Origin of the sequence: Brevundimonas sp., assembly GCF_036659295.1 — a bacterium.
GTDB lineage: Bacteria > Pseudomonadota > Alphaproteobacteria > Caulobacterales > Caulobacteraceae > Brevundimonas.
The window spans coordinates 1-26787 of sequence record NZ_JAVXCU010000004.1 but is presented as its reverse complement, the minus strand read 5'-3'; the positions used below and the strand labels follow the sequence as shown (position 1 = coordinate 26787).

The following is a 26787-nucleotide window of genomic DNA, read 5'->3' as shown; positions in this document are numbered from 1 at the left end:
ACTTAAAGCCGCCGGAACACTGAAAACAGGCCGGAAACGCTCTGTCTCCGGCCTGAAACGGATCAGAACTTCTTGGTCACCGCCAGCGAATAATAGCGGCCCAAGGTGTCATAGTTCTGCGCATCATAGGTGCCGCGAATATCGCCAACCTGAGGCGGAGCCTCGTTGAACAGGTTGGTCACGGTAAAGCGTACAGACGTTTCCCACGGCAGATCGACACGGGCATTCAGGTCAAAGACATCATACGCATCCACACCGCGCGTCGTACTGTTGGGCGACGTGACGCGGGCAGAGTTCATCATCTCCGACATGTGTCTCCAGCGCAGGCCGACATTCCAGCTGTCACGCGAATAGGTGACGCTGGTGGACGCCTTCCATTCGGGGTGGGCCTGACCGGCATTGGCCTCGATGGCCGTGCCCCATGTACCGGCATAGTCAAAGGTCGGCGCACCCGGCAGGGCCTGGATTTCGAAGCTGTCCAGATAGCTGATGGCCGTACCGATGCTGATGCTGCCCGCCTCGGCCAGACCGACATCCGCCAGATGCACACGCCAGTCCAGTTGCACATCGATACCGGTCACATTGAACTGGCCCAGATTCAGCAGCGGCTGGCTGGGATTGACCATGTAGCCGTCATTGGTATTGCGATCCTGCAACGAGCAATAATAGTTGTTCGGATCGAAGTTCGGGTTGTTGCCGCCGTCATTGAAGCAATAACGGATGCCGTTTCCGACGCCCAGCGTACCGACGGCATCGGCCACCTTGATCTGGTACCAGTCAATCGACGCCGAGATATTGCTCAGCCACGGCGAGTGGAACGACGGCTGAAGGACCGTACCGAACGAATAGGTGTCGGCGGTTTCCTCTTCCAGATCGGGGTTGCCGCCGGTCAGGGCAAACACCTGTGCGGCACCGAACTGATAGCTGTCGATCAAGGCCGCAGGCACACCCAGTGCGACGCACAGATCGGCGACCTTCTGGCCATTAGGGCCCTGACGGAAGCTGGAGCGGACATCGCAGGGATCGCCATTGGTATTGGCGGCCGAGGGGTTGCCGATATCCACGGTCGCCGCCGAGATGGGCGAGTACAGTTCACCGACGCTGGGCGCACGCACGGCACGGTTATAGCCGCCGCGAACACGGACAATGTCGTTGATCTGCCAGTTCAGGTCGGCCTTGTAGGCGTGAACGCCGCCGACAGAACTGTAGTCCGAGAAACGATAGCCCAGATCCATTTCCAGCGACTGGATGAAGGGCAGATCCTTCAGCAGCGGTATGAGAAATTCGGCAAACACCTCGGTACTGTCGACATTGCCCGACGACGCACGCAACTCGCTATAGCCGAGGATGTCGCTGGTGCCGTCCGGCTGGTCCAGTGCGGAATCCGGGCGGAAGTCGAAATGGTTGTAGCGATAGCCGACACCGGCCGCGAAGCGCACCTCGCCTGCCGGAAGCTCGAACAGACCGCCCTGAACCGAGGCCTCGGCCATGCGCTGGGTCAGCTCGTTGGTATTGGTCGTGCCGCGCACCATATAGTTCACGCATTCGGCAGACGGATCATGATTACCGAACGGGTTGAAACCGCCCGCACAGAACTCCGAGCCACCGGTCGGGCTATAGAGCAGACGCGAGATCGCCGAGCGGCTTACGCCACCGGACTGTTTGTTCTCGAAGTCAGCCGAGGACACGCTGGCATAGGCTTCCCACGTCCAGTCCTTATAGCCGACCTGTCCGGTCAGACCGCCGATGAACTGCGAGACGTTATAGGCATAGGATTGCAGGCGCTCCCCCGCAAAATCCAGGTCCTTCCACAGCGCGAAATCAGCCGTAGGATTCGGGCGCGAGGCCAGAATATGGGCGAACTCGTTGCTGATATAGGGGTTGGTCACCGGTGCCGACAACGCATAGGCCAGACCGGCCAGTGTCGGGTTGAAGGTGCCCTCGGACTCATAGCTGGTCAGCGAGCCTTGCAGATAGAAGTCGATGGTCGGGGTCAGTTGATAATCGACGCGCGAGAACAGCGAATAGCGCTCGTTCTCGTTCTGGATCCGGCCCTTGTTCCAGCCCCACAGCATGTTGGTGCCAGCGGCATTCAGGAAGTGGTTGTCGGTTTCCGGATCCTTGAAGTTCATGACCGGCGATGCGCCGCCCAGATTGAACAGGCTGTCGTCACCGGTGTTGAAGCCGATCTGGCCGTTATAAAACCCGCCTGCACCCAGAACGGGGTTCAGGCCATACTCGCCGACAAACACGTCATTGATGGCATCCAGCGTCGGGCGGTTGCTGCCAAACCATGCCGCGCCTTGCGAGATAATCGCCGTATTGGATTGACGGTTGCGGGTGAAATAGTAGTCGCGCTTGTTCTGGTAGGCGACGTCGCGCATCGAATAGTCGAGCGAGATTACGGCACGGCCACGGTCATCGGCAAAGCGGTCGCCCGCCGTGACCGAAACACGGAAGCTTTCGCCGTCGCCATAGTCGCTTATGCCGTATTGCGAGGCGACGGTGACACCTTGAATGTCGCGCTTGAGGATGAAGTTCACCACGCCTGCGGTCGCATCCGAACCATAGGCTGTCGAGGCACCGCCGGTGATGACCTCGACATTGCCGATCAGGGCTTCGGGGATGATGTTCAGGTCCACCGAGCCGTCAGGGTTCGACGGTTGCAGACGCTTGCCGTCCAGCAGCAACAGGGTGCGCTTGGAGCCAAGGCCGCGAAGGCTGGCATAGGCCTGTCCGCCGTTCAGCGAGGTTGAGGACGAACCGGCCGTGCTCTGCCCCTGCGCACCGGAGAATTGCGGCATCTGGGTCAGGGCTTTTTCGACCGTGACCTGGCCGGTGTTCTCGATCGTTTCCGACGAAACCGAGGTCAGCGGGCTGTTCGAGGAATAGTCGCGGCGGGCAATGCGCGAGCCGGTCACGACAATGTCGCTGACCTGCGCCACCTGATCTTCGCCGCTGCTCTCGAGCGGGGCTTCCTGTGCAAAGGCAGCACCCGCCGATAGTGCCGCATAGGCACAGGCCCCTGCCAGCAAGACACGACGGGCCTTGCGACCGGTATGAATTTGTTCCCCGAGGCGCATTCGCGTCTCTCCCCTAAGTCCTACTGACAACAAAAATCCCCCGACGCAGAATCTGTGGAATTTCCACGCCATGATGAAAAATACTTATTCAGAGAACAACGAATGGCAAATGGAATCTGAAAAATGATTTCCTGAAAATTGTCGTTTTGATAAATTTATACTTCCTATTCCCGTATTTAGTTTCATTAGAAACATATTATTTCAATATCTCGCAAAAGTTGTTCTGCGAAGATTATTCCCAAAACGGTCCAAAAATGGCGAGTTCTGGACGAAATATCCAATGGCGACACCCGCCTTTGCGCGTAAATTCGGCAATCGGGTTTTGCCTCGCCCTAGTCCCGTATCGCGCTAGGCCCTTGCGAAGGCGCAGATCAGGGCAGATGATCCGATCCTCTCCCCGAACCTTTTTTCAAAGCGTCCGATGACCGAAATCCCTTCACCGCAAGACCCGTCGTCACCCTCCGCACCGGCGCGCGTGGAGGGTCTGGTTGACCTGCTGACGGTAGAAACTCTGGACACCGACCTTTATCGCGGCATGCCGCTGCCGGGGGGACGGGGCCGCGTCTATGGCGGTCAGGTGGTGGCACAGGCGCTGCAAGCGGCGCAGATGACGGTAGAGGGCCGCCCCTGCCACTCGCTGCACTGCTATTTCATGCGCCCCGGCGAAGAGGGAAAGCCGATCATCTTCCGTGTGGCACGCGACCATGACGGGCGCACCTTTGCCACCCGTCGCGTGATCGCCTCGCAAAGCGGCGAGCCGATCCTGAACATGCTGCTGTCCTTCCAGGTTCCCGAAGACGGCTTCGAACATCAGGACACCATGCCGGTGGTCACCCCGCCCGAAGAACTGGTCAGCGATGCCGACCTGTGGCGGGCCAATGCCGACAAGATCCCTGCGGCCCTGCGCGAATATCTGTTGCGCCCCCGCCCGCTGGAATTCCGCCACGTCTATGCGCGCAACCCGCTGGCTCCGTTCGCCACCGAACCGCGCCATGCATCATGGTTCCGTACAGTTGCGCCGATTGGCGATGACCAGACCCTGCACCGTGCCGTGCTGGCCTATGCCTCGGATATGACGCTGCTCAGCACCTGCGGTCTACCCCACGCCATCAGCTATTTCGACAAACAGTTCCAGATTGCCAGCCTCGACCACGCCATCTGGTTCCACGAAAGCTTCCGTGCCGATGACTGGCTGCTCTATGTCACCGACAGCCCTTCGGCGTCGGGCGGGCGCGGTTTCAATCGCGGGCAGATCTTCAGCCGTGACGGAAAACTGGTTGCCAGCGTGGCGCAGGAAGGCCTGATCCGCAAACGCAGCCTCTAGGGTCAATCGACGCTTCTTCGATAAAGAAGACACAACATGGGGCTCGGCGGCCATCATGGCCGATATTTCACATCCACGCCACGATATAGCCTTGTTCGCATCCGCACATGTCCGCTAGACGGGCCAATGCTGTCTTCCAGCAGACCATTCCGCGCCCTAGCGTCTATTTTTGACTTACATTTTTTCATTTAAATACAGTAACTTATTTATTATTTAATCAATCAATCAGTTTTTTTGACATATCAACGTCAAATCATTTGACAAAAAAACTGACATAACCTCAATCTCCCCTCCAATAACAAGAACACTCGAGGAGGGATCAATGAGGTACTCGAATTGGCTGAAATGCGGGGTCGTTATGGCCACCGTATTGGCGACCCCGGCAATGGCATCCACCGATGCCGTGCAGGACAATACCCAAGAACAGACCGCTGCGGTTGCAGACATCGTCGTCACCGCCCAGCGCCGCGAGCAGCGGCTGCAGGAAGTGCCGCTCGCGGTCAGCGCCTTCAGCATGGAATCCCTTCAGGACAGCAAGGTCGAAAGCCTTGTCAGCCTCGACGGTAAAATCCCCAACGTGGTGCTGGCTCCGGTCGGTGCCTACCCGTTCGCCAGCGCCTTCTACATCCGTGGTCTGGGCTTTGCCGACGTTGAATCCAGCTTCGAGCCGTCGGTCGGCGTAGAGCTGGACGGCGTTTATCTGTCGCGCAACGTCGGCGCGGTTCAGGACTTCTTCGATGTCGGCGGCGTCACCATCCTGCGCGGCCCGCAAGGCACGCTATATGGCCGCAACACCATCGGCGGTGTCGTCAGCGTCCAGTCGCGTCGCCCGTCCTTCGATTTTGGTGCCCGTGGCCAGCTGACCTTCGGCTCGAACGGCCGTCAGGAACTGCGCGCCGGTGTTGAAGGCGCGCTGATCGACGACACGCTGGCAGGCAAGTTCTCGCTGCTGGCCAAGTCCTATGACGGCTATGTCAAGAATTTCGACGGTCGCGACATGGGTGCGCAGGACGTAACGTCCATGCGCGGTGCCCTGTTGTGGACGCCGACAGCTAATTTCGATGCCACCCTGATCGTGGACTACACCAAGGACGAGGGCACCGGCCCCGGCACCGAGAATGCCAGCCTGCCCGGCATGGTCCTGCCCGGCTTTGGCCAGCCTGCCGATGCTGATGGCAAGCCCTACCTGACCCACATTGGCGACGACGTTTTCTCCAATCTGGAAGCCTACGGCCTGGCGCTGAATGCGAACTGGGATCTGGGTGCGGTCAAGCTGACCTCCATCACCGGCTATCGCAAGACCGACACCAATGTCCTGAGCGATTTCGACTCGACGCCGATCAAGTTCATGACGGTCCATCGCGACGAAACCCACGAGCAGTTCAGCCAGGAACTGCGCCTGTCGTCCAATAGCGAAGGCCCGCTGACCTATGTGGTCGGTGCCTATTACATGACGCAGGAGTATGAAATCGGCACCGGCCAGTTTGGTCTGGTGTTCGGGGGTCCGGACGCAGGTGATGTGATCCACACCACCCAGAAGGCCGATTCCTGGGCTCTGTTCGGTCAAGCCGATTACGAGATCATCCCGAACCTGACGCTGACGGCCGGTGGCCGCTACAGCAAGGAAGAGAAGACCTTCACCACCCAGCCGCTGTTCTATCCGAACTCGAAGACCTTTGACGCCAGCTTCGACGATTTCTCGCCGAAATTCGGCATCAGCTACAAGTGGTCCGACACCCTGATGACCTATGCCCAGTATTCGCGCGGCTTCCGTGCGGGCGGGTTCAACGGTCGTGCCGGCTCGTTCGAAGCGGTTGGTCCGTATGATTCCGAGACTGTGGATTCGTTCGAAATCGGTGTGAAGAGCGACCTGTTCAACCGCCGCCTGCGCTTGAACGCCTCGGCCTTCACCAGCGAATACAAGGACATGCAACAAAGTGTCCAGCAGCTGATCCCGGGCACCAATATCAACCAGACCCTGGTGGCCAATGTCGGCAGCGCGTCGATCACCGGCTTTGAAGCCGAAGCGACCGCCCTGCTCACCGACGCCCTCACCCTGACGGCAACGGTAGGCTATCTGGACGCCGCCTTCGACGACTTCACCGCCGATCTGGGTGATGGTCTGGGCCTGATCGACCGCAGCAACCTGCCGATGACCTATGCCCCCGAGTGGAGCAACAGCGTCACCTTGAACTACAAGAAGATGTACGACTTCGGTCAGGTTACGGCGCAAGCCAGCGCCCGCTATGCGAGCGACATGTACACCAGCTTCAATGCTCTGAACGCCGTGTCCGACTTTGCCGTGCGCAAGGCCAACACCATTGTTGACGGCAGCATTGCACTGGAACTGCCCGATGGCCGCTGGCGTGTCAGCCTGTGGGGCAAAAACCTGACGGACGAGGTGATCATCAACAACACCTTCGGCGTCGGGCCGCTGCTGGCAGCCCGTGTGTACCAGCCTCCGCGCGAAGTCGGCGTGGACCTGAGCTTCACCTTCTAAACGGATCCGGACCGGTCCTTTGCAGGGCCGGTCCTTTTCGTTCGGCCAGACCTAAAATCGAGCATACTATGACGACCTCCGCAGAACTTATCGGACGCGCCCGCGACCTCCTGCCCGCCATTCAGGCCCGTGCAGCAGAGACCGAAACTCTTCGCCGCCCGCACGACGACAATATGCGCGACCTGATCGATGCAGGTCTGATCCAGATGCTGGTTCCCAAGCGCTGGGGTGGTGCTGAGTCCGATCTGAAGACCATGTACGAGGTCGTCGATACCATCGCCCAGGGCTGTATCTCGACGGCGTGGATTGCGGCCTTCTATATCGGCCACAACCTCTATGCCGCCAAACTGCACCCCACGGCACAGGACGAACTGTTCGGCGCGCGGGGCTTTGTCATGATGCCTGCCGCCACCGCGCCGACCATGAAGGCCGAACCCGTCGAAGGCGGCTGGAAGATTTCGGGCCGCGCACCGTGGGGTTCGGGCATTATGCATGCCGACTGGGTCATGGTTTCGGGGATGACCCCTGAAAAGAAACCGCGCAGCTTCATCATGCCCGTCTCGTCAGTCACGGTTGACGATGTGTGGCATTTCACCGGCATGGCCGGTACCGGCTCCAATGACATCATCGTCGATGATGTCTTTGTTCCGCACCACATGTCGCTGGACGGCGTGGACCTGCGCAACGGTCGCACCGAAGGCTCGGTCATCCACGCGAACCCGATCTATAGTGTGCCACTGGTGCCGATGGCTTTTGCGACCATTGTGCCGGTTCTGACAGGCGGCCTGAAAGGCGCGCTGAAGTCGTTCGAGAACATTGTTGACCGCCGCGTCCGCAACTTCTCGGGCACCGTCGTCAAGGACCAGCAGCACACCCACATCGTGCTGGGCGAAATGCAGACCGGCACGCAGGCGATCGACATTCTGGGCCGCGCCCATATCGCCCGCACCGAGGCCCTGATCCAGACCGGCTTCGAGATGAGCGACCGGATCGCCCTCAAAGGCTCGGCAGGCTATCTGGCCAATGCCGGTCGTCAGGTCATCCAGAACATGATGGCCAATGCGGGATCGTCGAACTACCACCACGACCAGCCCTTGCAGCGGTACTGGCGCGACTTGTCCACCGTGACATCGCATGCCTTCTGGGACTGGGACATTTCGCGTGAACAGGTGGGCCGCCACCATTTCGGCCTCGCCCCCAACCACCCCATCGTCTGATTTTCCGAGTAGGGCGCTGTGTGATCCACAGCGCCCTGTCCTGGCTCTCTAAACGTCTTTGGCTTTCCCTCAGGAGCATCCTTGATGCCACTCGAAACAGTCACCACCGGCCTGCAATTTCCTGAAGGTCCAATCGCCATGGCCGATGGTTCGGTCATTCTGGTCGAAATCCGTCGCAAGACCCTGAGCCGCGTGGCCCCCGACGGTACGGTCACAGTTATCGCCGAACTGGGCGGTGGCCCGAACGGGGCGGCCATCGGGCCCGATGGCCGCGTCTATGTCTGCAATAATGGCGGGCTGGGCTGGATCGATCTGGAGGGCGGCATCATGGTCCCGCACGGCGCGGCGGCCGACTATGCCGGTGGCTGTATTCAGGCTGTCGATCTGCAAACCGGCACCGTCGAAGTCATCTATACCGAATGCGACGGTCGTCCCTTAAGCGCCCCCAACGACATCGTGTTCGATCGTCAGGGCGGGTTCTGGTTCACCGATCTGGGCAAGGAAAACGACACCACCCGCGACTATGGTGCGCTGTATTACGCCAAGATCGATGGCAGCTTTATCTCGCGCCAGCGCGACCGCCTGTCATGGCCAAACGGCTGTGGCCTGTCGCCCGACGAGAGCGTCCTTTATGTCGCCGAGACTTGGACGGGTCGCCTGTGGGCCTATGACATCAGCGAACCGGGCGTTCTGAAGGCACCGGAAGTCTCCTATATGCCCGGCCGCCTGATCCTGACCCTGCCCGGCTATCAGCCGTTCGACAGTCTGGCGGTTCAGGCCACTGGCGATGTCTGCGTGGCCACCGGCGTCAATGGCCGCATCACCATCATCTCGCCGGGCGGTGCCCAGCAGGAAGTGCCTATTCCGGACTTCATCACCACCAATATCTGTTTTGGCGGTGCCGATATGAAGGATGCATGGGTGACGGCCTCCTCGACCGGCATCCTCTACAAGACGCGCTGGGACACAGCGGGTCTGAAGCTGGCGTTCAACGGATAGGACCATGACAGCAACCGCTTCCGAAGCCGCTATCCTCGCCCTCGCCGACCGTTTCATCGCGGCGATCCAGAAGGGTGACACCGACACGGTCAAGGCCTGCTACCACCCCGATGCGCGCATCTGGCTGAACACACTCGGTCAGGCGGTGGACCGCGACGCCAATATCGAGGTTCTGACCGGCTTTATCGGCCGCACCTCGTCACGCGATTATCAGGACCGCAAGGTGCGTGTGACCGCCGACGGCTATGTGCAGCAGCATGTTTTGCATGCCGTGCATGTAAACGGCCCGCTGCTGGTTTTGCCCGCCGTACTGGTCTGCACCGTCAAGGACGGGCAGATCATTCGTCTGGAAGAATATTTCGATTCTGCCCCTCTTCAGATCTGGCGCGAACAAGCCGTGACCAGCGCCTGATGCGTGGCCCCCTAGTGACCTTTTTCTACACAGGAGACCGCGGATGACCGCTGCCTCGCATACCCCCGAACAAAAGACCGGCACCTCGTCGCGCTATGCGATCTATGTCGTTCTGGTTCTGATGCTGGCCTATATGCTGTCCTTTATGGACCGCGTTTTGATCAGCCTGATGATCGACCCGATCCGTGCCGATCTGGGCCTTGGCGACACACAGGTCGGCCTTCTGGTCGGCTTTGGTTTCGTCTTGCTCTATTCGATAATGGGCATCCCGTTCGGTTCGATGGCCGATAGCGGCAACCGTCGCAACCTGATCGTCTTCGGGGTGCTGGGCTGGAGCGCGGCCACCGCCGTCAGCGGCTTTGCCGCCGGTTTCATGACCCTGTTGGCCGCCCGCGCCATGGTCGGTATCGGCGAGGCGACCTTGTCGCCTGCGGCCTATTCCACCATTGCCGACCGCTTCGAGAAAAAACGGATGGGCTTTGCCGTCAGCCTCTACAATATGGGCGTGTCGCTGGGTGGCGGCGTGGCCATGCTGTTCGGCGGTATGCTGGTGGGCTGGGCGATGAAGACCTCGGTGCCGCTACCCTGGGGTGATCTGACCGGCTGGCGTCTGGCCTTTGTGGCTGTGGGTCTGCTGGGTATTCCTCTGGCGATCCTGATGGTGCTGACCGTACGCGAGGCCCCGCGCCGTCGCGGCAATGTCAAAGCGCCGCCGCTCAGCGCCGTATTCGAGCTGGCCAAGAGCCACAAGCTGGCCTTTGGCGGCGTCATCTTCGGTTATTCGGTTCTGGTGATTGCCGCCTATGGTGCCATGCTGTGGGCACCGGCACACTTTGCCCGCGCCCATGCCATGCCGCCCGCACAACTGGGTCTGGCCTTCGGCATCATTATCGGTGTGTTCGGCACCATCGGTCTGGCGATCGGCGGCGTGCTGTCCGACCGCTCGGCCAAGAAGGGCCACGCCGATGCGCCGGTTCGTATCGTGCTGGCCTCGGCCATTATCCAGCTGCCTCTGCTGCTGGGGGCCTATCTGGTTTCCGATCTGACGATTGCGCTGGTTCTGGTTGCCGCTGGCATGGCGACGGTTTCGACCATCGGCGGCCTGCAAGCCGGTACGCTGCAAATCCTGACGCCCGCCTCGATGCGTGGCCGCATGACTGCCATCTATCTGCTGGTCGCCAATATGGCCGGTATGGGGCTTGGCCCGCTGATCACCGGCTATATCAGCGAGCATTTCTTTGAAGGCCCGACCAGCCTTGGCAAGGCGCTGGCGGTTGTCACAGCAGCTTCGCTGGTGATCGGCGTGGGTGTGATCCTTGTGTCCCGCAAGGCCATCATCGCCGCCGTTCTAGACAATGACCGCAAGGAAGCCGAAGCCGCTGCTCTGGCCCAAGGCTAGCATCTAGCCCTCGCAGTAAAAACCCCCGCCGGAGATATCCGGCGGGGGTTTTCTTTTGGGCCTCAGCTTGCGGCCTGTTCCCAGTATTTGTCGCGGATCAGCCGCTTGTACAGCTTGCCCGTATCGTGACGCGGTAACTCCGCCATGAAGTCATACTGGCGCGGCACCTTGATCCCCGACAGGGCTGTGCGCGCCCATGCTTGAAGCTCGGCGGCGAAATCATCATTGGCATCGGCCCAGTTGGCAGGCTGGATCACCGCCACCACCCGCTCGCCCATTTCGGGGCATGGCGCACCGATGACGGCCACGTCCGCCACCTTGGGGTGGCCGATCAGGTGGTTCTCGATCTCCTGCGGATAGATGTTCACCCCGCCTGAAATGATCATGAAGCTCTTGCGGTCGGTCAGGAACAGATAGCCGTCCTCGTCCAGACGCCCCACATCGCCCAGCGTGGTCCAGCCCTTAGCGTGATAGGCTCCCGCCGTCTTTTCAGGGGCGTTGTGATATTCGAATGGGTGATCGCCCTCGAAATAGATATTGCCGACCTCGCCAGCGGGCAACTCATTGCCGTCATCATCGCAGATATGCACGACACAGAAGTTCGCCTTGCCCACCGAGCCCGGCTTTTTCAGCCATTCGTGCGAATTGATAATGGTCATGCCATTACCCTCGGTGCCTGCATAATATTCGATCAGGACCGGACCGAACCAGTCGATCATCGCCTGTTTGACCGGCACAGGGCACGGGGCCGAGGCATGGATGGCCAGCTTCAGGCTGGACACATCATATTGGGCCCGCACATCGTCCGGCAATTTCAGCATACGGATAAAATGGGTCGGCACCCACTGGCTGTGGGTCACACGATAGCGGTCAATGGCCGCCAGCGCCGCCTCGGCATCGTATTTTTCCATCACTACAACCGTGCCGCCCAGATGCTGGATTGCCATCGACCAGCGCAACGGCGCGGCGTGATACAGCGGGGCCGGACACAGATAGACGCTGTCCTCATTAACGTCGAAACGGGTCTTGGCCACCACGGTTGTCATCGGCATGGCAGTGATGTCGCCATTGGCGGGCAGTTCGGGACGGATGCCCTTGGGGCGGCCTGTCGTTCCCGACGAATATAGCATCTCGCCACCGGCAATCTCGTCGGCGATGCGCTCAGACGGCATGGCCTGTGTCGCTTCTTCCCACGAACGGAACCCCGCGACAGGGCCACCGATGGTGAACAGTGCAAGGCCCGAAAGACGGGCTGGCAGGCTGGCAGTATTTTCCAGTTCTGCTCCGGCCACGATCACCTTCGCGCCACTGTCGCGGGCGATATAGTCGACCTCTTCCAGTGTCAGACGCGAAGACAGGGCCACAAAATACAGGCCCGAACGCTGGGCCGCCCATGCCACCGAGAAGTAGGCTGGAATATTGGGCAGATAGGCCGCCACTGCATCGCCTGGCTTTAAGCCCAAAGAGCGGAACAACTGTGCGGCGCGGTTGCTGTCGGCCTCCATCTGGCCAAAGCTCAGACGCTCGCCGCTGGCTGCCATAATGACCGCAGGTTTATCGGGCGTAAGACGGGCATAATGGCTGGGATGCATGAACAGGCTCTACTTCTAGCAAACGGTGAACAGATCGACCGCGCAAGGAAGAGGCCCAACAAGATCAACCGGTCGGTGCCGTAGCCCGAGAACCGGTGATCCGCCCCTCCCCGAGCGCCCGTATGATATCCGCGCTTGTCAGGCGGATTGTCTCCGGCAAGGTTGATCCCCACTCATGCGACAAAGCTATTTTGTCAATTAATTTGCCAATATCAACAGTTGAATGCGGTTTGGCATTGACGGACCCGCTTAAAATTATTGTAAGATAAATTGACATTCTGGAGTGTTTGATTTGACCAGCACCACGCCGACATCCACGCCAAAAGGCGCACTCGACGGTATCCGCGTCGTTGAAATGGGCCAGCTGATTGCCGGTCCCTTCTGCGGTCAGCTGCTCGGTGACATGGGTGCCGAGGTGGCCAAGCTGGAATCGCCGGATGTTGGCGATCCTATGCGCCACTGGGGTCAGGGCGAAATCCCGACATGGTGGCGCGTGATTGCCCGCAACAAATACTCCGTCGCCGTCGATCTGCGTTCCGAGGACGGTCAGCAGACCGCCCGCGACCTGATCGCCAAGGCCGACATCCTGATCGAGAACTTCCGTCCCGGTACGCTGGAGAAATGGAACCTCAGCCCTGCCGATCTGATGGCCGCCAATCCGGGCCTGATCATTGTGCGCGTCTCGGGCTACGGCCAGACCGGCCCCTATGCGTCGCGGGCAGGCTTTGGCGGTATCGGCGAGGCTATGGGCGGCTGGCGCGCCATTGTCGGCGAACCGGATCGTGCGCCATCGCGCATGGGCGTTTCCATCGGTGATACGCTGGCGGCCACCTATGGCTGCATGGGTGCACTGGCGGCACTGGAAGCGCGCCACAAGACCGGACGTGGCCAGATCGTTGACAGCACCCTTTATGAAAGCGTGCTTCAGGTCATGGAAAGTCTGGTGCCGGAATATGCCATTAACGGCCACAAGCGCACCCGCACCGGCTCGGTCCTGCCCAAGATTGCCCCGTCCAATGTCTATCCCTGTGCGGATGGCGAATATCTGATCGGTGCCAATCAGGACGCCGTTTTTGCACGTCTGGCACAGGCTATGGGTCAGCCGGAACTGGCGACCGATACCCGCTACGCCACCCATCTGGCGCGCGGCGATCACCAGACCGAACTGGACGAGATTGTCGGCAACTGGACCTCCACCCTAAAGGTGCAGGAACTGGAAGACCTGATGGTGGAATATGCCGTGCCTGCGGGCCGCGTTTTCGATGCCGAAGACATGATGAACGACCCGCATTTTGCAGCGCGTGAAGCCATCGTGCGCGTGCCCGATGCGGTGCTGGGCGAAGTGCCGATGCAGAATACTTTCCCGCGCCTGTCCGACACGCCCGGCTCGATCCGCCGCCCTGCCCCGCTGAAAGTGGGCCAGGACACGGATGAAATCCTCCAGCGCTGGCTGTCGGCTTAACTGTTTCTCCCGAAACGCCCTGTCTCAAGGCGGTTCCCCCTGCCCCGCCGGACCCCATCCGGCGGGGCTTTTTTTCGTATTTTCAGAGCGTTGGTTCTACGCAAATCAAAATAAAACCTTGTGTTGACAGAACGGCTATCGACCGGAATATTGTCAATAGATTTGACGTTATTCCGATAGTGAATCGGCCGGAGTTTCCACCTTATGCGTATTACCCAAGGCCTTGTTCGCGCCGTCGTCTCCGCGCCCGACCGGATGGCCACCATCGACGGTGACCGCAAGCGCACATGGCGCGAGGTCGGCGACCGCGTGGCCCGTTTTGCCGGCGGTCTGCAAACGCGGGCGGGTATGCAGACGGGCGACCGCATTGGTGTTCTGGCCCACAATTGCGACCTGTATTTCGAAGCCTATTTCGCCATCCTGTGGGGCGGTGGCGTCCTGACACTGATGAACACGCGTCTCGCCACGGCCGAACTGGCCTTCCAGCTTAGGGATGCCGGTGTCGAAACCCTGCTGTTTGGCGAAGAGTTCACCGCCGTTGCCGAGCAGCTTCTGGCCGAAGGGGCCGTCAAACGCCTGATCGCCATGGACGCCGATGCCGCCGACAGCCGCATGTCGCAAGAAGGCCTGATCGCCACGTCGGAACCAGCCATCGAGCATCTGGCGCAAAACAGCGATCTGGCGGGCATCTTCTATACCGGCGGCACCACCGGACTGCCCAAGGGCGTGATGCTCAGCCACGGCAATATGCACGCCATTGCGTCCAACCTTTTGATGACCATTCCGTTCGATGAAACCGGCGTCAATTTCCACGCCGCGCCGATGTTCCATCTGGCCGATATCGGTATCCTGTTTGCCACCATGTGTGGCGCAACCCACGTCTTCCGCCGCAGCTTCACCGCCGAGAGCATGCTGGAAGCGATTGCCGAACACGGCGTGACCCACTGCTTCAGCGTGCCCGCCGTCATCGACCGCATGGCCAAGTACGAGAAGCTGGGCGAACTGGACCTGTCACGCCTGCAGATGCTGGGCTATGGCGGCTCTTCACTGCCTGCCGCGACCCTGTCACTGGCACGCGCTAAATTCCCCGGCATCAAATTCATTCAGGGCTTTGGCCAGACCGAGATGGCCTCTGTCACCGCCCTGACCCCGCAAGATCACGAATGCGACGACAACCACCCGCGCCTGCGCTCTTGCGGCAAGATGGCTCCCGGCTTTGAAATCCGCATCGTCGACGAGGATGGCGTCGAAGTCCCGCGCGGCCAGATCGGCGAGATCGTCGGTCGCGGCGACAATGTGATGATGGGCTACTGGAACCGTCCCGAAGAAACCGCCGACGTCATGCGTAATGGCTGGCTGCACACCCGCGATGCAGGTTGGATGGACGAAGAAGGCTATGTCTATATCACCGACCGCCTGAAGGACATGATCGTCTCGGGTGCCGAGAACATCTATTCCATCGAGGTCGAGAACGCCCTGTCGTGGCACCCTGCCATCGAGGAAAGCGCCGTCATCGGCGTGCCGGATGCGGTGTGGGGCGAGCGCGTGCACGCCGTTATCGTCTCCAAGGACGGCGCGGCCCAGCCCAGCTTTGAAGAACTGTCGGCCTTCTGCCGCGAACGTATTGCAGGATACAAAACACCCAAGAGCATCAGCTTCAGCGAAACGCGCCTGCCACGCAGTGCGGCGGGCAAGATCCAGAAGGTGCCCGTGCGCGAGGCCCTGCTGGCGCAGTTGGCCAGCGAAAGCACAAAGGGCTAAAACCCTGCGGATACAAGAAAGGCGGGAAGAGCAATCTTCCCGCCTTTTGCTTGTCCGGTGTTAAGCCGCGCTACACGTCATCGGGCGCGCGCGGTGCCGGTGCGGGGGTTCGGGCAAAGCGCGGCGCGGGCGCAGGCTGGACCACGCCGTTCAGCTCGATAAAGGCGTTACGCTGGACATTGTGCGGGTGCTGCGGGGCCTCGGTAAACGACAGAACCGGCGCAAAGCAGGCATCTGTACCTTCCAACAGGGCGCACCATTCGGCGCGTGTTTTCGAGCGGAAAATATCGGTCAGGATCGTGCGGCGCTTGGCGATGCCCTCCACGCCGTCCTGATCCTCGAACAGCGGATCACCCTTCAGACCGGTGACTTCCAGAAGCTTGTTGTAGAACGGCTTTTCGATAGAACCGATGGCCACATGCAGACCATCGGAAGTCTCGTAGGTGTCGTAATAGGGCGCGCCGGTATCGAGATAGTTGACCCCGCGTTCGTCCTTCCACAGACCCTGGCCTCTAAACCCCCAGATCATCCCCATCAGCAGCGATGCGCCATCGACCATGGCACAGTCGATCACCTGCCCCTGTCCCGCGCGCTGGGCTGATAGGATGCCGGCCAGCATACCAAAGGCCATCATCATGCCGCCGCCGCCGAAATCACCGACCATATTGATCGGCGGAGTGGGCTTTTCACCTTCGCGACCAAAGGCGTTCAGGGCACCGGTAATGGCAATATAGTTGATGTCGTGACCGGCCGCCTTGGCCAGCGGGCCTTCCTGCCCCCATCCCGTCATACGGCCGTAAACCAGACGCGGATTATCACCCAGCAACACGTCCGGTCCCAGACCCAGACGCTCCATCACACCGGGGCGGTAGCCTTCGATCAGGCCATCCGAAGTAGCGATCAGTTCGCGGGCCAGTTGGCGGCCCTCCTCGGTTTTCAGGTCCAGTTCCACGCGGCGGCGCGAGCGGGTCAGCACATCGGCGGGATCGGGCTTGGTGCCTTTGCGGGCAATGCGGATCACCTCGGCCCCGTGATCGGCCAGCATCATCCCTGCGAACGGCCCCGGCCCGATGCCTTCCATCTCGATGATCCGAAGACCCTCGAGGGCTCCACCTGAAACCGCGTGCGACATGGCTCTTTCCCCGTTCCCTGAAACTACAGGAACGGTGATCGGACGCGCACTCTATATTGTCAAGAAATTTGACCTAAACAGGCTTTGACTGACGCCCGAGGAAGTTACGCAGACCCGCTTGCAGAGCTTCGAAATCCTTGACGCCCATGGCGCTTCGCAACTCGTCTTCCATACTGCGCAGCACCTTTTTGGCGTCGCCGCGAATGGCTTCGGATTCAGGGGTAAAGCGCACAATGCGCGCCCGTCGGTCATCGGGGTCAACCACCACCTCGATCAGCTTGCCCCGCTCCAGTTCGGTGAGGAACTGGCTCATGGCCTGACGCGAGACACCGAGGTTGTCGGCCATACGCGAAGCGCGGCTTTCGCCATTGGCGATATTGGCCAAAATCAGCGATTGCGACCGTCCTAAACGGCCCCAGCCCAAGGCCTCCAGACGACTCTGTAACTGCTCGTCGAACCAGTAAAGGGTCCGCACTAGGTCAAGCATAAGAAGCTGATTATCCATCCCCCCTTATAGGACCAGCCTTGGCGTATCGGGAATCCTTTAAAGCGACGATGACAGAGTTTTTTAGTCAAGTAACTTGACATATAGCGGCATTGCCTGAAATCCTGTCTCCAGTTGAGGGAGGATTGACTATGACGGGTGAAAAGCTGGCGGATCGCCGCATTCCAAAGGGTGACGATTTTCTGCCGCCTGCAGAGGTTGCCGCGCTGACCCCGCAGGAACTCCTTAACCGGATCAAGGCCTTGCAGCCGCTGATCGCGTCGCAGTCCGCTGAGGCCGAACGTCTTCGCCGCCCGACGGACGAGGTGTGGAACGCCCTGCGCGCCAGTGGCTATTTCTACATGTATGTGCCGCGTATTTTCGGGGGTCTGGAGTTCGATCCGGACACCTATATCGACACCACACTGACCATCTGCGAGGCCTGCCCGTCGGTCGGCTGGACCGCCAGTTTTGCGGCCGAGCACAACTGGCTGCTGGCCCAGTATCCGGAAGCCACCCAGAAGGAAGTCTGGGGCCAGAGCCCCTATATCATCACCCCCAGCGTCGCCGCCCCTCCGGGCAAGGCCGTGCGCGTGGACGGCGGCTATAAGATCACCGGCCGCTGGAAGTTCGGCACTGTCGTTATGCATGCCGACTGGGTGATGCTGAACGCCATGGAAGACATGGGCGAAGGCAAGCCGCCGATGGTGCGTATGATGCTGACGCGCGCCGAAAATGTCGACGTCATCGACACCTGGCACATGAGCGGCATGGCGGCCACCGGCTCCAACGACATCGTCGCCACCGACCTGTTCATTCCCGAAGCCTATGCGTTTGATCTGATCCCCGTGCGGACCGGTCGCGGCAATGGCGGCAAGGTGCACAAGAACCCGCTGTATAGCGCGCCGATGCTGCCGCAACTGTGCGTGACCGCCGCCCTGCCGTCGCTCGGGGCCGCCAAGGCCGCCGTCAAACTGGCCAAGGACCGTCTGAGCCTGCACACCAAGATGGGCGGCCAGTCCTCGCAGGTCGAAAAGCCCGCCGCCCAGATGCGTCTGGCCCGCGCCGATCTGATGGTGCGTTCGGCAGAGCTGCTGATCCGCGACAGCGCCCGCGAGAACCTGACCCTCAACGCTCTAAGCGACGAGGAACAACTGGCCGAGCGTATCCGTATCCGCGCCCAGATCGCCTATGCGGTGCAACAGTGCCGCGATGCCGTGCGCACCTGCTGCGAAGCCTCCGGCTCGGGCATCTACCACCTCGACAACCCGCTTCAGCGTCTGGCCCGCGATGTCGAGGTGATGGCCAGCCACATCGTCTATGACATGGACGTCTCCACCGAACTTCATGGCCGTTCCATGGTGGGCCTCGCCCCCAACTCGGCCCTGACCTGAAATCCCCGAAACGCGACGACGAGTAGCGTACCAGTAAGCGTAGTTTTTGATCCCCAACTTCAGGAGGCTCGCAAGGGCCTCCTTTTTTGTGCCTGAAGCAGAGGTGCGCCAACGCGAAAACTGCATTCACATGAGGGGCTAACGAGGCCTTCTTTAGCGCCGTCATTCTCCGACAAGCCGCATCGCGGCGCAGATCGGGGAACCCAGGGCACCGAAGGTAATCTGATGAACCAGACACGCAGCAGCGGTGGTCGCGCTAACGCGCGCCGCTGGGTCCCCCGGTCAAGCCGGGGGATGACGAGATAGGTTACGCACCACAAAAAAGGGAAGGCAGATGAACCGCCTTCCCTTCAATGTTGCGGTGCGATGCCGCGATCAGTCGATCTGCTGGCCGTCGTCGATTTTGATGACCGCGCCGGTCGTGTAGGCGGCGGCATCCGAGGTCAGGAAGCTGATGGTCGGGTTCAAGGCCTCGATGGGCATCAGGCGTTTGCGCGGCAGTTTGGACACCATCTTCTGGCCGCCCTCAGAGGTGAACCATTCCTCGTTGATGTCGGTCAGCATATAGCCGGGGCAGACCGTATTAACGCTGATACGCGGGCGCACCCATTCATTGGCAAAGGCACGGCCCAGCATCACGGCACCGGCCTTGGAGGCGCAATAGGCCACCAGACCCGTCAGCGCATGAAGACCGCCCATCGAGGCCAGAATGACCACGCGACCACGATCAGGGGCCTCGCTTTTCAGCAGGCGCCGACCACCTTCGCGCACGGTCAGGAACACGCCGCGCGTATTCACCGCTTGAATCTGGTCATACTCTTCGATCGGCAGGTCGGTGGCCCAGCCATCGGCGTTCACACCGGCATTGGCGATGATGGTATCGACGGTGCCAAAACGCGCTTCGGCGGCATCATAACCAGCAATGACCGAGGCTTCCTCGGTCACATCCATCGACACGGCCATGGCCTCGGTGCCCAGAGCTTCACGCTCTTTGACCAGATCGGCCAGACGGTCGGCGCGTCGCGCAGCCACAACCACCTTGGCCCCGCCGCGTGCCAATACGCGGGCAAACTCGGCACCAATCCCCGACGAGGCACCAGTAATCAGGGCCACGCGGCCTTCGTGGGTCTTGATCGTCGACATCAGCGTTTCTCCCTTGCGGACAGCCAGGCGCGCGTCATGGCGCTGGTTCTTGTCCTGTCCAGTTTTTCATTGAGCCAGACCGCTGCCTCGCACAGCGTTCCGATATTCACAGCCATCTTGTCGCCCAGTGCATAGGCCACGTCCTCGGACGCCACATTGCCTGCCGCGCCCGGTGCGAACGGGCACCCGCCCGTGCCGCCAATCGAGGCATCGACCGTGACGGCACCTGCCGCTACAGCGGCGATGGCATTGGCGACACCCGTGCCGCGCGTATCGTGAAAATGCACCCGCACCGGCAGCGGCTTCACCGCCTCAGCGACACGAGTCACCAGCGCCGTTACCTCGTCTGGACGGGCCACGCCGATGGTATCGGCCAGCGCAATCTCCAGCGGATTAAAGGCCGCCAGTTGGCGCGCCATATCCACCACCAGATCGGGATCAACCGGACCCGATAACGGGCATCCGAATGCCACAGAAATCGTCACCTGCGCGTCGCGGCCCTGCTCGCGGGCGAGGTCGATCACGCGGCCCGCCATGGCGAGGCTTTCGGTGACATCCATGCCCTGATTGGCCTTGCCGAACGTGTCGCTGGCGGCGACCACAATGCCCAGTTCGTCCACCGTGGTCTGCAAAGCCCGCCCTGCCCCGCGCTCGTTGAGCACGAGGCCAATCGTGCGCACACCATCGGTCTTGCCGAGGGCTTCGATAACGGCCTCGGCATCAGCCATCTGCGGCACCAGTTTCGGATTGACGAAGCTGGCGACCTCCAGACGTTTGGCCCCTGCGGCAATGGCGCGGCGGATCAGTTCGACCTTGTCGGCGGTCGACAGGATGGTCTTTTCGTTTTGCAGACCGTCGCGGGCGGAAACCTCGACAAGCTCGATCATTGCTCTGCTCCGCTCAGGCTATGGCGATAGCGCGGCTGATCGACAGCCAGCATGTCCAGCGCCGTCTGTTTCAGATGCTCGAAAACCTTGGGATCGGACGCATTGACGACCCCGTTGCGGATCGCACTGGCCAGCGCTTCATTGAGGCTGTCATAGTCGCCCGTCTCGCCCAGAATGGCGCTCATACGGGCGATGGCGCCGGCCTCGCACGCAGGCCACAACGCCAGTTCACGCTCGACAATACCCATGGCATTGGCGGCAACCTTGCGGTGAAAACCGTCCGCCGGTGTCGGCTCACCCGACAGCCAGCCGCTGACCGCCTTGACCAGTTCTTCTTTCGTTGGACCGCGCATCAGTTGTCCCCCTCCATCAGCGCCAGAAGATCGACCTCGCACTCGCTGAGGCGGCGTCCGATCACGGCCCGCTCGACCGAGGCGGAGGCTCCGGTGGCAAAGGTCTGGTACATCATCATGGTGATGACGGCCCATTTGAAGGTGCCGACCACTTCCCAGAAACGGACGCGCTCGACGCTCACCGGCTTGCCGCCAGCAGCCCCGTAACCGGCCAGCAGATCTGCAAGATCGGCAAAGCCGCCGACCCGTTTATCGGTCACGCCAAAGCGCCACGAGTTCACGCACAGCCAGCCGAAATCTTCGGCCGGATCGCCCAGATGCGCCAACTCCCAGTCCAGCACAGCGGCAAGGCCTGTATCGGCCTCGACCATCAGATTGCCATTGCGGAAATCGCCATGAACCAAACGGGGCTCTACGGCTTCAGGTAGGTTGGATTGCATCCATTGCAGCGCCGCCTCCATCACAGGGCGCGGGGCGCTGCTCTTGCGATAGATGTCGGCATAACGGTCGATCACCGTCTGTGCGTCCTGTATTTCAAGGTCCGCCACGGCATCTCGCGGCACGGCGTGGATACGGGCCAATGTCTCGCCGCACTGACGCCCAAGAACCTCGCGTGCCGGTGCAAAGGCCGGACCTGCGGCAATACGGCGACCCAGCGTTTCGCCCGCAATGCGCGTGACGATATAGGCCTCGCCCAGACCGTCATCGGGTCCGCAGTCGCGCACCAGTTCGGCCACAGGTGCCCCTGCGGCCTGTGCCGCCGACAAAATACGAGCCTCGATGGGTAGGGGCAGCGAGGTTTCAAACACCTCGGCCTCTTCGCCCGCGCCGCGACGGCGCAGGATCAGCGCGCGCGCCCCGTCAGGCGTCTGCACATCAAAAGCCCATGTTTCCAGACTGGCCCCGCCGGTCAGGCGTTTCAGCCCGCCAATACCACGACCGCCCTCGGCCAGTTGCGGCGCGAGGGCTTCCAGCCGCTGCGCCACATGCCCTGCTGCATCTTTCGATGTTTCTGATCCGCTCATGACCTATGGATGACCGCAGCAAACAAGGTTTGTCAAATAGATTGACGTTTATCGCATTCGCGGGAAAGGATGCGGCAAACATCATTCTGCAGGATTTCCACCATGAGCGCCCATTCCGGTCCTTCGCCCTACACCACCGAAGACCTCGACATGTTCCGTGACGGGCTGGTCAAATTCCTCGAGGCCGAATGCGCGCCAGAGACCATAGAGCGCTGGAACCACAACAAGATTGTCGACCGCGACATGTGGACCAAGGGCGGCGAGTTCGGCCTGCTGGGCCTTGGCGTTCCCGAGGAATATGGCGGCATGGGCGCGGACTTCCGCCACGAACGCATCCTGATCGAAGAGTTCGGCGCGCGCGGCATGGAGGGCTGGGGCGTGCCGCTGCACAACTCGATTGTCGCCCCCTATCTGATCGCGTTCGGCACCGAAGAGCAAAAGCAAAACTGGCTGCCCAAGGTCGTCACCGGCGAGATCGTGCTGGGCATTGCCATGACCGAACCGGGCACCGGTTCGGACCTGCAAGGCATCCACACCCGTGCGCGTCTGGAAGGCGACGAATGGGTGCTGAACGGCCAGAAGACCTTTATCTCGAATGGCCAGACAGCGGACCTGATCCTTGTCGTATGCCGCACCTCAGATAATGGCTCGCGCGGGATTTCGCTGATTGCCGTCGAAGCCGACCGTGCCGGTTTCACCCGTGGCCGCAACCTCGACAAGATGGGCCGCGCCGCACAGGACACCTCGGAACTGTTCTTTGAAGATGTGCGCGTACCGGCGGGTAATCTGGTCGGCGGCGTCGAGGGCAAGGGATTTGGCCAACTGATGCAGATGCTGCCGCAAGAACGCCTCGGCATTGCGGCCATGGGACTGGCCATTCTGGAACGCGCCCTGAAACTGACCGTGGAATATACTCGCGAGCGTCATGCCTTTGGCAAGCCGCTGATGGAGTTCCAGAACACCCAGTTCACGCTGGCCGACATCAAGGCCAAGGCCGTGATCGCCCGCAGCTTTATCGACACCTGCACCGAGAAGCTGATCCGTGGCGAACTGGATGCCGCCACCGCCTCGATTGCAAAACTGTGGATTACCGAAACCGAGCTTGAAGGCGTCAACAAATGCCTGCAGCTTTTCGGAGGTTATGGTTATATGAACGAGTATCCGATCGCACAGCTCTATAAGGATGCGCGTATCGACACCATTCACGGTGGAACGTCCGAGGTCATGAAGATTCTCATTTCCCGTACGCTCTAAAGCGGCTTACAGCGGGTAAGGCCTCAATGGCCTTGCCCGTGTGATCTCTCCACCCGGGTGACACCCTGCCTACATCGCTATTCAGCCCGGAGCTTCTGCGTGAAAATGCAATCCTACTATCTCATCGTCCCGCTCATGGCTGGCTTTGAATGGTTCGACGAAGGTTTGCAAAACAGCTTGCGCGAAGCGGGCTGGCCGCATCTGACACGCCCTGAATCCATGGTGATGATGCATGTGCAGATGAATATCGTGCGCCCTGCCGATATCGCCCGCAGCCTGCGCCTGACCCGTCAGGCCGTGCATTCCACCATCCAGACCATGGTCAAGCGCGGCATTTTCGAAATGGCCGATGATCCCGAAGATGGCCGCATCCGCATTGTCCAACTGACCGCCATGGGCGACGCCATGCGCCGCGATGCCCGAACCATTGTCGAGCGCCTGACGGAATCGCTTGTCCCGCGCATCGGCGAAGAAGGCGTGGCTGCCCTTCGCAAAGCTCTGGATGCGGACTGGGGCACTCCGCCGCTGATCCAACTGGATCAAAAAGGTCAGGGCCCCGAAGAATTCCAACGCTCTGCGAACAAAAATCTGTAAAGTTACTTGACGAAGCCGCTCGGTTGTATTGTCTAGTTTCTTGACTAAATGGCTCACCAGAAGCCTCGGTCAGGGAGGATCATACAGCCGGTGCACGCGTGCGTGACCGCACCCTCCCTCTTGCCAACGACCCTGCTTCTCGCAGGCATCACACGGGGAGGTGTGTATGCGTTACCGCTATATGGCGCTGCTGGCTTCGAGCTCAGTTCTCATCAGTTCGGCCGCTCTCGCACAGGAAACCAATGTCGCGCAGGAAGCTGCGCCGACCAGCGTGGCCGACATCATGGTCACCGCCCGCAAACGCACCGAGCGCCTGCAGGATGTGCCGATCTCGGTCAATGTCACCAGCGGCGAAGACCTTGCCAGCGCCGATGTCCGCAACCTCGAAGCCCTGTCGGGCGCGGTGCCGAACCTGCACATCCAGGCCACCCCCGGCAATAACGCCATCTATATTCGCGGTATCGGCTCCTCGCCGGGCAATCTGGCCTTCGAGCAGTCGGTCGGCCTGTTTGTCGACGGCACCTATGCCGGTCGCGGCCGCCAGTTCGCCGCGCCGTTCCTTGATGTCGCCAGCGTAGAGGTTCTGCGCGGAGCCCAAGGCGCGCTGTTCGGCAAGAACACGGCGGCGGGTGCCATCAACATCACCTCCAACGGCCCGCGCTCGACACGCGAGTTCGCCACCACCGTCACCGGCACGATCGATGGCGATAACGGCTTCGAGGTCAGCCAGATCCTGTCCGGCCCGATCACCGACAAGTTTCTGGCCCGTGCTGCCCTGAAATATTCCGACAACGAAGGCTGGCTGGAAAACACCACCACCGGCGACGGCAATCCGGGCCGCGAGGACATGATCGGTCGCATCGTTCTGGACTATCTGGCCAGTGACACCCTGACCTTCCGGCTGAAACTGGAAGGGGCCAGTCAGGACCTGACCGGCCAGCCGATGAGTTCGGTCGGACCGGGCAGTTCCAAGGGCTTTACCCGTCAGGTCAGCCCCAATGTACCCGACTTTGACAATACCGACAGCTTCAACGGCGTGCTGACAATCAACAAGGATTTTGCCAACGGCATTACCCTGACCTCGATCACCGGCTATTCGTCCTTCGAATACGACAAGCGGATCGACAGCGACTTCACGGCTGCGGACCTGCTGCGCTCGACCTTCCAGGAAGAGTTCAGCCAGATTTCGCAAGAGGTGCGCCTGACCTCCTCGAACGACGGCCCGCTGACATGGATTGTCGGGGCCTATGCCCACACCAATGACATGGCCATGTATCAGGCCTCCAGCATCTCTATGGGCCCGCTGAACGGCACCAGCCGTCGCTGGTTCGATCAGGAGAACAACAGCTTCTCGCTGTATGGTCAGGGGACCTATACCTTTAACGACCAGTGGCGCGTCACGGCAGGCCTGCGCCAGACGTGGGAAGACAAGAGCGCCGAGCAGACCCGCGCCACCAACGGTGTCCTGCCACCGACATGGGTCAACACGCCTCTGTCCGGCCAGCGCGACGAGAGCCAGATGGATCCGTCCGTACAGGTCCAGTACACGCACAGCCGCGACGTGATGTTCTATGCCTCCTATGCCAAGGGCTCCAAGGCCGGCGGCTTTGTCGGCGCCCAGTCCACCGGCGGTCAGGATGCCTTCGAGTTCGAGGGCGAAACCTCGCAATCGTTAGAGCTTGGCACCAAGCTGACCCTGTTGGATGGTCAGGCGACGCTGAATATCGCCGCCTATACCTCCAAGTTCGAGGACCTGCAGGTATCGGGCTTCAACGCCGCCACTAACGCCTTCATCACCACCAATGCCGCCTCGGCCAAGAGCCAGGGCGTCGAGGTCGAGGGCAATTGGCGCGTCAACAGCTCGGTCTCGGTCTCCGGCTCGCTGGCCTATAATGATGCCACCTATGACAGCTATCCGACGGCACCGTGCATCTGGAAGAATGGCGTGCCGCCTGCGGCCAACTGCGTCGAGGATATTGGCGGCACCACCCTGCCGCGTGCGCCCAAATGGTCGGGTGCCTTCAACGTCAATATCGACCACCCGCTAGAGAACGGCCTGCGCGTTCTGGCCGACGCCACTGTGCGCGGTCGCAGCGGCACCTATCTAGAAGAAAACTACAGCCCGTCCTCCTATCAGGACAGCTTCAGCAAGGTTGATCTGCGCCTCGGTCTGGCCGCCGCAGACGACAGCTGGACGCTGGCTCTGATCGGTCGCAACCTGACCAATGAATGGACGGCGTCCCACTCGTTTGGAACGCCCTTCATTGCCGGATCACAAACCTATGTGGTGGATCCGGGCCGCGTTGTGTCTATCCAGTTGGGTCTGCGTTACTAAGCGACCACCGTTCCAAGGCCGCCCCTGCACCCCGCATGGGCGGCCTTTCGTTTCTGCACCCTTAGCTTGAGTTTCGAGGGGGATTACATGCCCAGTTTCGACCGTCGCCAGTTGATGACCGCCATGGCCGCCGCCGCTTCCGGTATGGCCCCGCCCATGCGCGCACAGGCGGCGTCCTCGCCTGTCCAAGCGTCCACCCAGACGCCCGTCAGCGATAAACCGCTCAACATCCTGTTCATCTGTACCGATCAGGAATTCGGCCTTCAGTCCTATCCGAAAGGTCTGCTGGAACACCTGCCCGGTCACCGCGCCCTGCTGGAGCGCTCGGTCGAGCTGCGCAACTATCACGTCCAGACCACGCCCTGCACGCCGTCGCGCTCTGTCATCTATACCGGCCAGCACACGCAAAAGACCCGCGTCTTCTCCAATGCCGAACA

The 26787-nt window shown here is 60.8% G+C and carries 21 protein-coding genes; 13 read left to right on the top strand and 8 right to left on the bottom strand.

All coding sequences use genetic code 11. The features are described 5' to 3' along the window. Window positions 1-62 precede the first annotated feature (62 nt). Entirely contained in the window at window positions 63-3083 is a 3021-nt protein-coding gene (locus RSB01_RS01545) for a TonB-dependent receptor (protein WP_332589966.1), read from the bottom strand. 421 nt (window positions 3084-3504) lie between these two features. Here RSB01_RS01545 and RSB01_RS01540 point away from each other — a divergent pair, with 421 nt between their 5' ends. The 6 genes from RSB01_RS01540 (at window position 3505) to RSB01_RS01515 (ending at window position 10934) form a co-directional block, all read left to right on the top strand. Then, on the top strand, window positions 3505-4407 hold the full coding sequence (locus RSB01_RS01540) for an acyl-CoA thioesterase II (RefSeq protein ID WP_332589967.1): 903 nt from the start codon (window positions 3505-3507) through the stop codon (window positions 4405-4407). Between the two features lie 322 nt (window positions 4408-4729). Beyond that, complete coding sequence (locus RSB01_RS01535) at window positions 4730-6907, top strand: TonB-dependent receptor (RefSeq protein ID WP_332589968.1); 2178 nt, start codon at window positions 4730-4732, stop codon at window positions 6905-6907. Between the two features lie 68 nt (window positions 6908-6975). Beyond that, the gene (locus RSB01_RS01530) at window positions 6976-8124 is read left to right on the top strand and encodes an acyl-CoA dehydrogenase family protein (protein WP_332589969.1); all 1149 of its coding nucleotides are present in this window, start codon (window positions 6976-6978) and stop codon (window positions 8122-8124) included. 84 nt (window positions 8125-8208) lie between these two features. Then, complete coding sequence (locus tag RSB01_RS01525) at window positions 8209-9123, top strand: SMP-30/gluconolactonase/LRE family protein (protein ID WP_332589970.1); 915 nt, start codon at window positions 8209-8211, stop codon at window positions 9121-9123. A 4-nt stretch (window positions 9124-9127) separates the two neighbouring features. Continuing rightward, window positions 9128-9535 (top strand): nuclear transport factor 2 family protein, encoded by a 408-nt coding sequence (locus RSB01_RS01520; RefSeq protein WP_332589971.1) that lies wholly within the window; start codon window positions 9128-9130, stop codon window positions 9533-9535. Between the two features lie 43 nt (window positions 9536-9578). After that, window positions 9579-10934 carry an MFS transporter gene (locus tag RSB01_RS01515; protein ID WP_332589972.1) on the top strand — a complete coding sequence of 452 codons (1356 nt, stop codon included), beginning with the start codon at window positions 9579-9581 and terminating at the stop codon, window positions 10932-10934. A gap of 62 nt (window positions 10935-10996) precedes the next feature. On the opposite strand, the gene RSB01_RS01510 is transcribed toward RSB01_RS01515, so the two are convergent. Continuing rightward, window positions 10997-12526, bottom strand: coding sequence for an acyl-CoA synthetase (locus tag RSB01_RS01510; RefSeq protein WP_332589973.1), 1530 nt, complete (start codon window positions 12524-12526; stop codon window positions 10997-10999). A 292-nt stretch (window positions 12527-12818) separates the two neighbouring features. On the opposite strand from RSB01_RS01510, the gene RSB01_RS01505 reads away from it, so the two are divergent. Both RSB01_RS01505 and RSB01_RS01500 read left to right on the top strand, forming a co-directional pair. Continuing rightward, window positions 12819-13988: a CoA transferase gene (locus RSB01_RS01505; protein WP_332589974.1), complete on the top strand. Its 1170-nt coding sequence runs from the start codon at window positions 12819-12821 to the stop codon at window positions 13986-13988. A 204-nt stretch (window positions 13989-14192) separates the two neighbouring features. Further along, the gene (locus RSB01_RS01500) at window positions 14193-15749 is read left to right on the top strand and encodes an AMP-binding protein (protein WP_332591717.1); all 1557 of its coding nucleotides are present in this window, start codon (window positions 14193-14195) and stop codon (window positions 15747-15749) included. Between the two features lie 70 nt (window positions 15750-15819). Here RSB01_RS01500 and RSB01_RS01495 read toward each other — a convergent pair whose 3' ends face one another. Together RSB01_RS01495 and RSB01_RS01490 are read right to left on the bottom strand one after the other, a co-directional pair. Continuing rightward, window positions 15820-16881 (bottom strand): CaiB/BaiF CoA-transferase family protein, encoded by a 1062-nt coding sequence (locus tag RSB01_RS01495; protein ID WP_332591716.1) that lies wholly within the window; start codon window positions 16879-16881, stop codon window positions 15820-15822. Between the two features lie 73 nt (window positions 16882-16954). After that, window positions 16955-17368, bottom strand: coding sequence for a MarR family transcriptional regulator (locus RSB01_RS01490; RefSeq protein WP_332591715.1), 414 nt, complete (start codon window positions 17366-17368; stop codon window positions 16955-16957). A gap of 149 nt (window positions 17369-17517) precedes the next feature. Here RSB01_RS01490 and RSB01_RS01485 point away from each other — a divergent pair, with 149 nt between their 5' ends. After that, complete coding sequence (locus RSB01_RS01485; RefSeq protein WP_332591714.1) at window positions 17518-18759, top strand: acyl-CoA dehydrogenase family protein; 1242 nt, start codon at window positions 17518-17520, stop codon at window positions 18757-18759. Between the two features lie 375 nt (window positions 18760-19134). Here RSB01_RS01485 and RSB01_RS01480 read toward each other — a convergent pair whose 3' ends face one another. Genes RSB01_RS01480 through RSB01_RS01465 form a run of 4 tightly spaced genes read right to left on the bottom strand, consistent with a single transcriptional unit; the run spans window position 19135 to window position 22128 of the window. Further along, window positions 19135-19902, bottom strand: coding sequence for an SDR family NAD(P)-dependent oxidoreductase (locus RSB01_RS01480; protein ID WP_332619676.1), 768 nt, complete (start codon window positions 19900-19902; stop codon window positions 19135-19137). Then, window positions 19902-20789 carry a hydroxymethylglutaryl-CoA lyase gene (locus tag RSB01_RS01475; protein ID WP_332592118.1) on the bottom strand — a complete coding sequence of 296 codons (888 nt, stop codon included), beginning with the start codon at window positions 20787-20789 and terminating at the stop codon, window positions 19902-19904. The genes RSB01_RS01480 and RSB01_RS01475 overlap by 1 nt, the downstream gene beginning before the upstream one ends. Further along, window positions 20786-21142, bottom strand: coding sequence for a DUF6285 domain-containing protein (locus tag RSB01_RS01470; RefSeq protein ID WP_332592119.1), 357 nt, complete (start codon window positions 21140-21142; stop codon window positions 20786-20788). The genes RSB01_RS01475 and RSB01_RS01470 overlap by 4 nt, the downstream gene beginning before the upstream one ends. Continuing rightward, window positions 21142-22128, bottom strand: coding sequence for a phosphotransferase family protein (locus RSB01_RS01465; RefSeq protein ID WP_332624997.1), 987 nt, complete (start codon window positions 22126-22128; stop codon window positions 21142-21144). The genes RSB01_RS01470 and RSB01_RS01465 overlap by 1 nt, the downstream gene beginning before the upstream one ends. A gap of 141 nt (window positions 22129-22269) precedes the next feature. Here RSB01_RS01465 and RSB01_RS01460 point away from each other — a divergent pair, with 141 nt between their 5' ends. From RSB01_RS01460 to RSB01_RS01445, 4 genes are all read left to right on the top strand, one after another. Further along, window positions 22270-23421 (top strand): acyl-CoA dehydrogenase family protein, encoded by a 1152-nt coding sequence (locus RSB01_RS01460; protein WP_332590737.1) that lies wholly within the window; start codon window positions 22270-22272, stop codon window positions 23419-23421. 105 nt (window positions 23422-23526) lie between these two features. Further along, window positions 23527-24015: a MarR family winged helix-turn-helix transcriptional regulator gene (locus RSB01_RS01455; RefSeq protein WP_332590738.1), complete on the top strand. Its 489-nt coding sequence runs from the start codon at window positions 23527-23529 to the stop codon at window positions 24013-24015. Window positions 24016-24181: 166 nt separating this feature from the next. Beyond that, a complete protein-coding gene (locus tag RSB01_RS01450) occupies window positions 24182-26350 on the top strand; it encodes a TonB-dependent receptor (RefSeq protein ID WP_332590739.1) in 2169 nt (722 codons plus the stop codon). Window positions 26351-26437: 87 nt separating this feature from the next. Further along, window positions 26438-26787 (top strand): hypothetical protein (locus tag RSB01_RS01445; protein WP_332624995.1); only part of this gene is annotated, 350 nt, incomplete at its 3' end.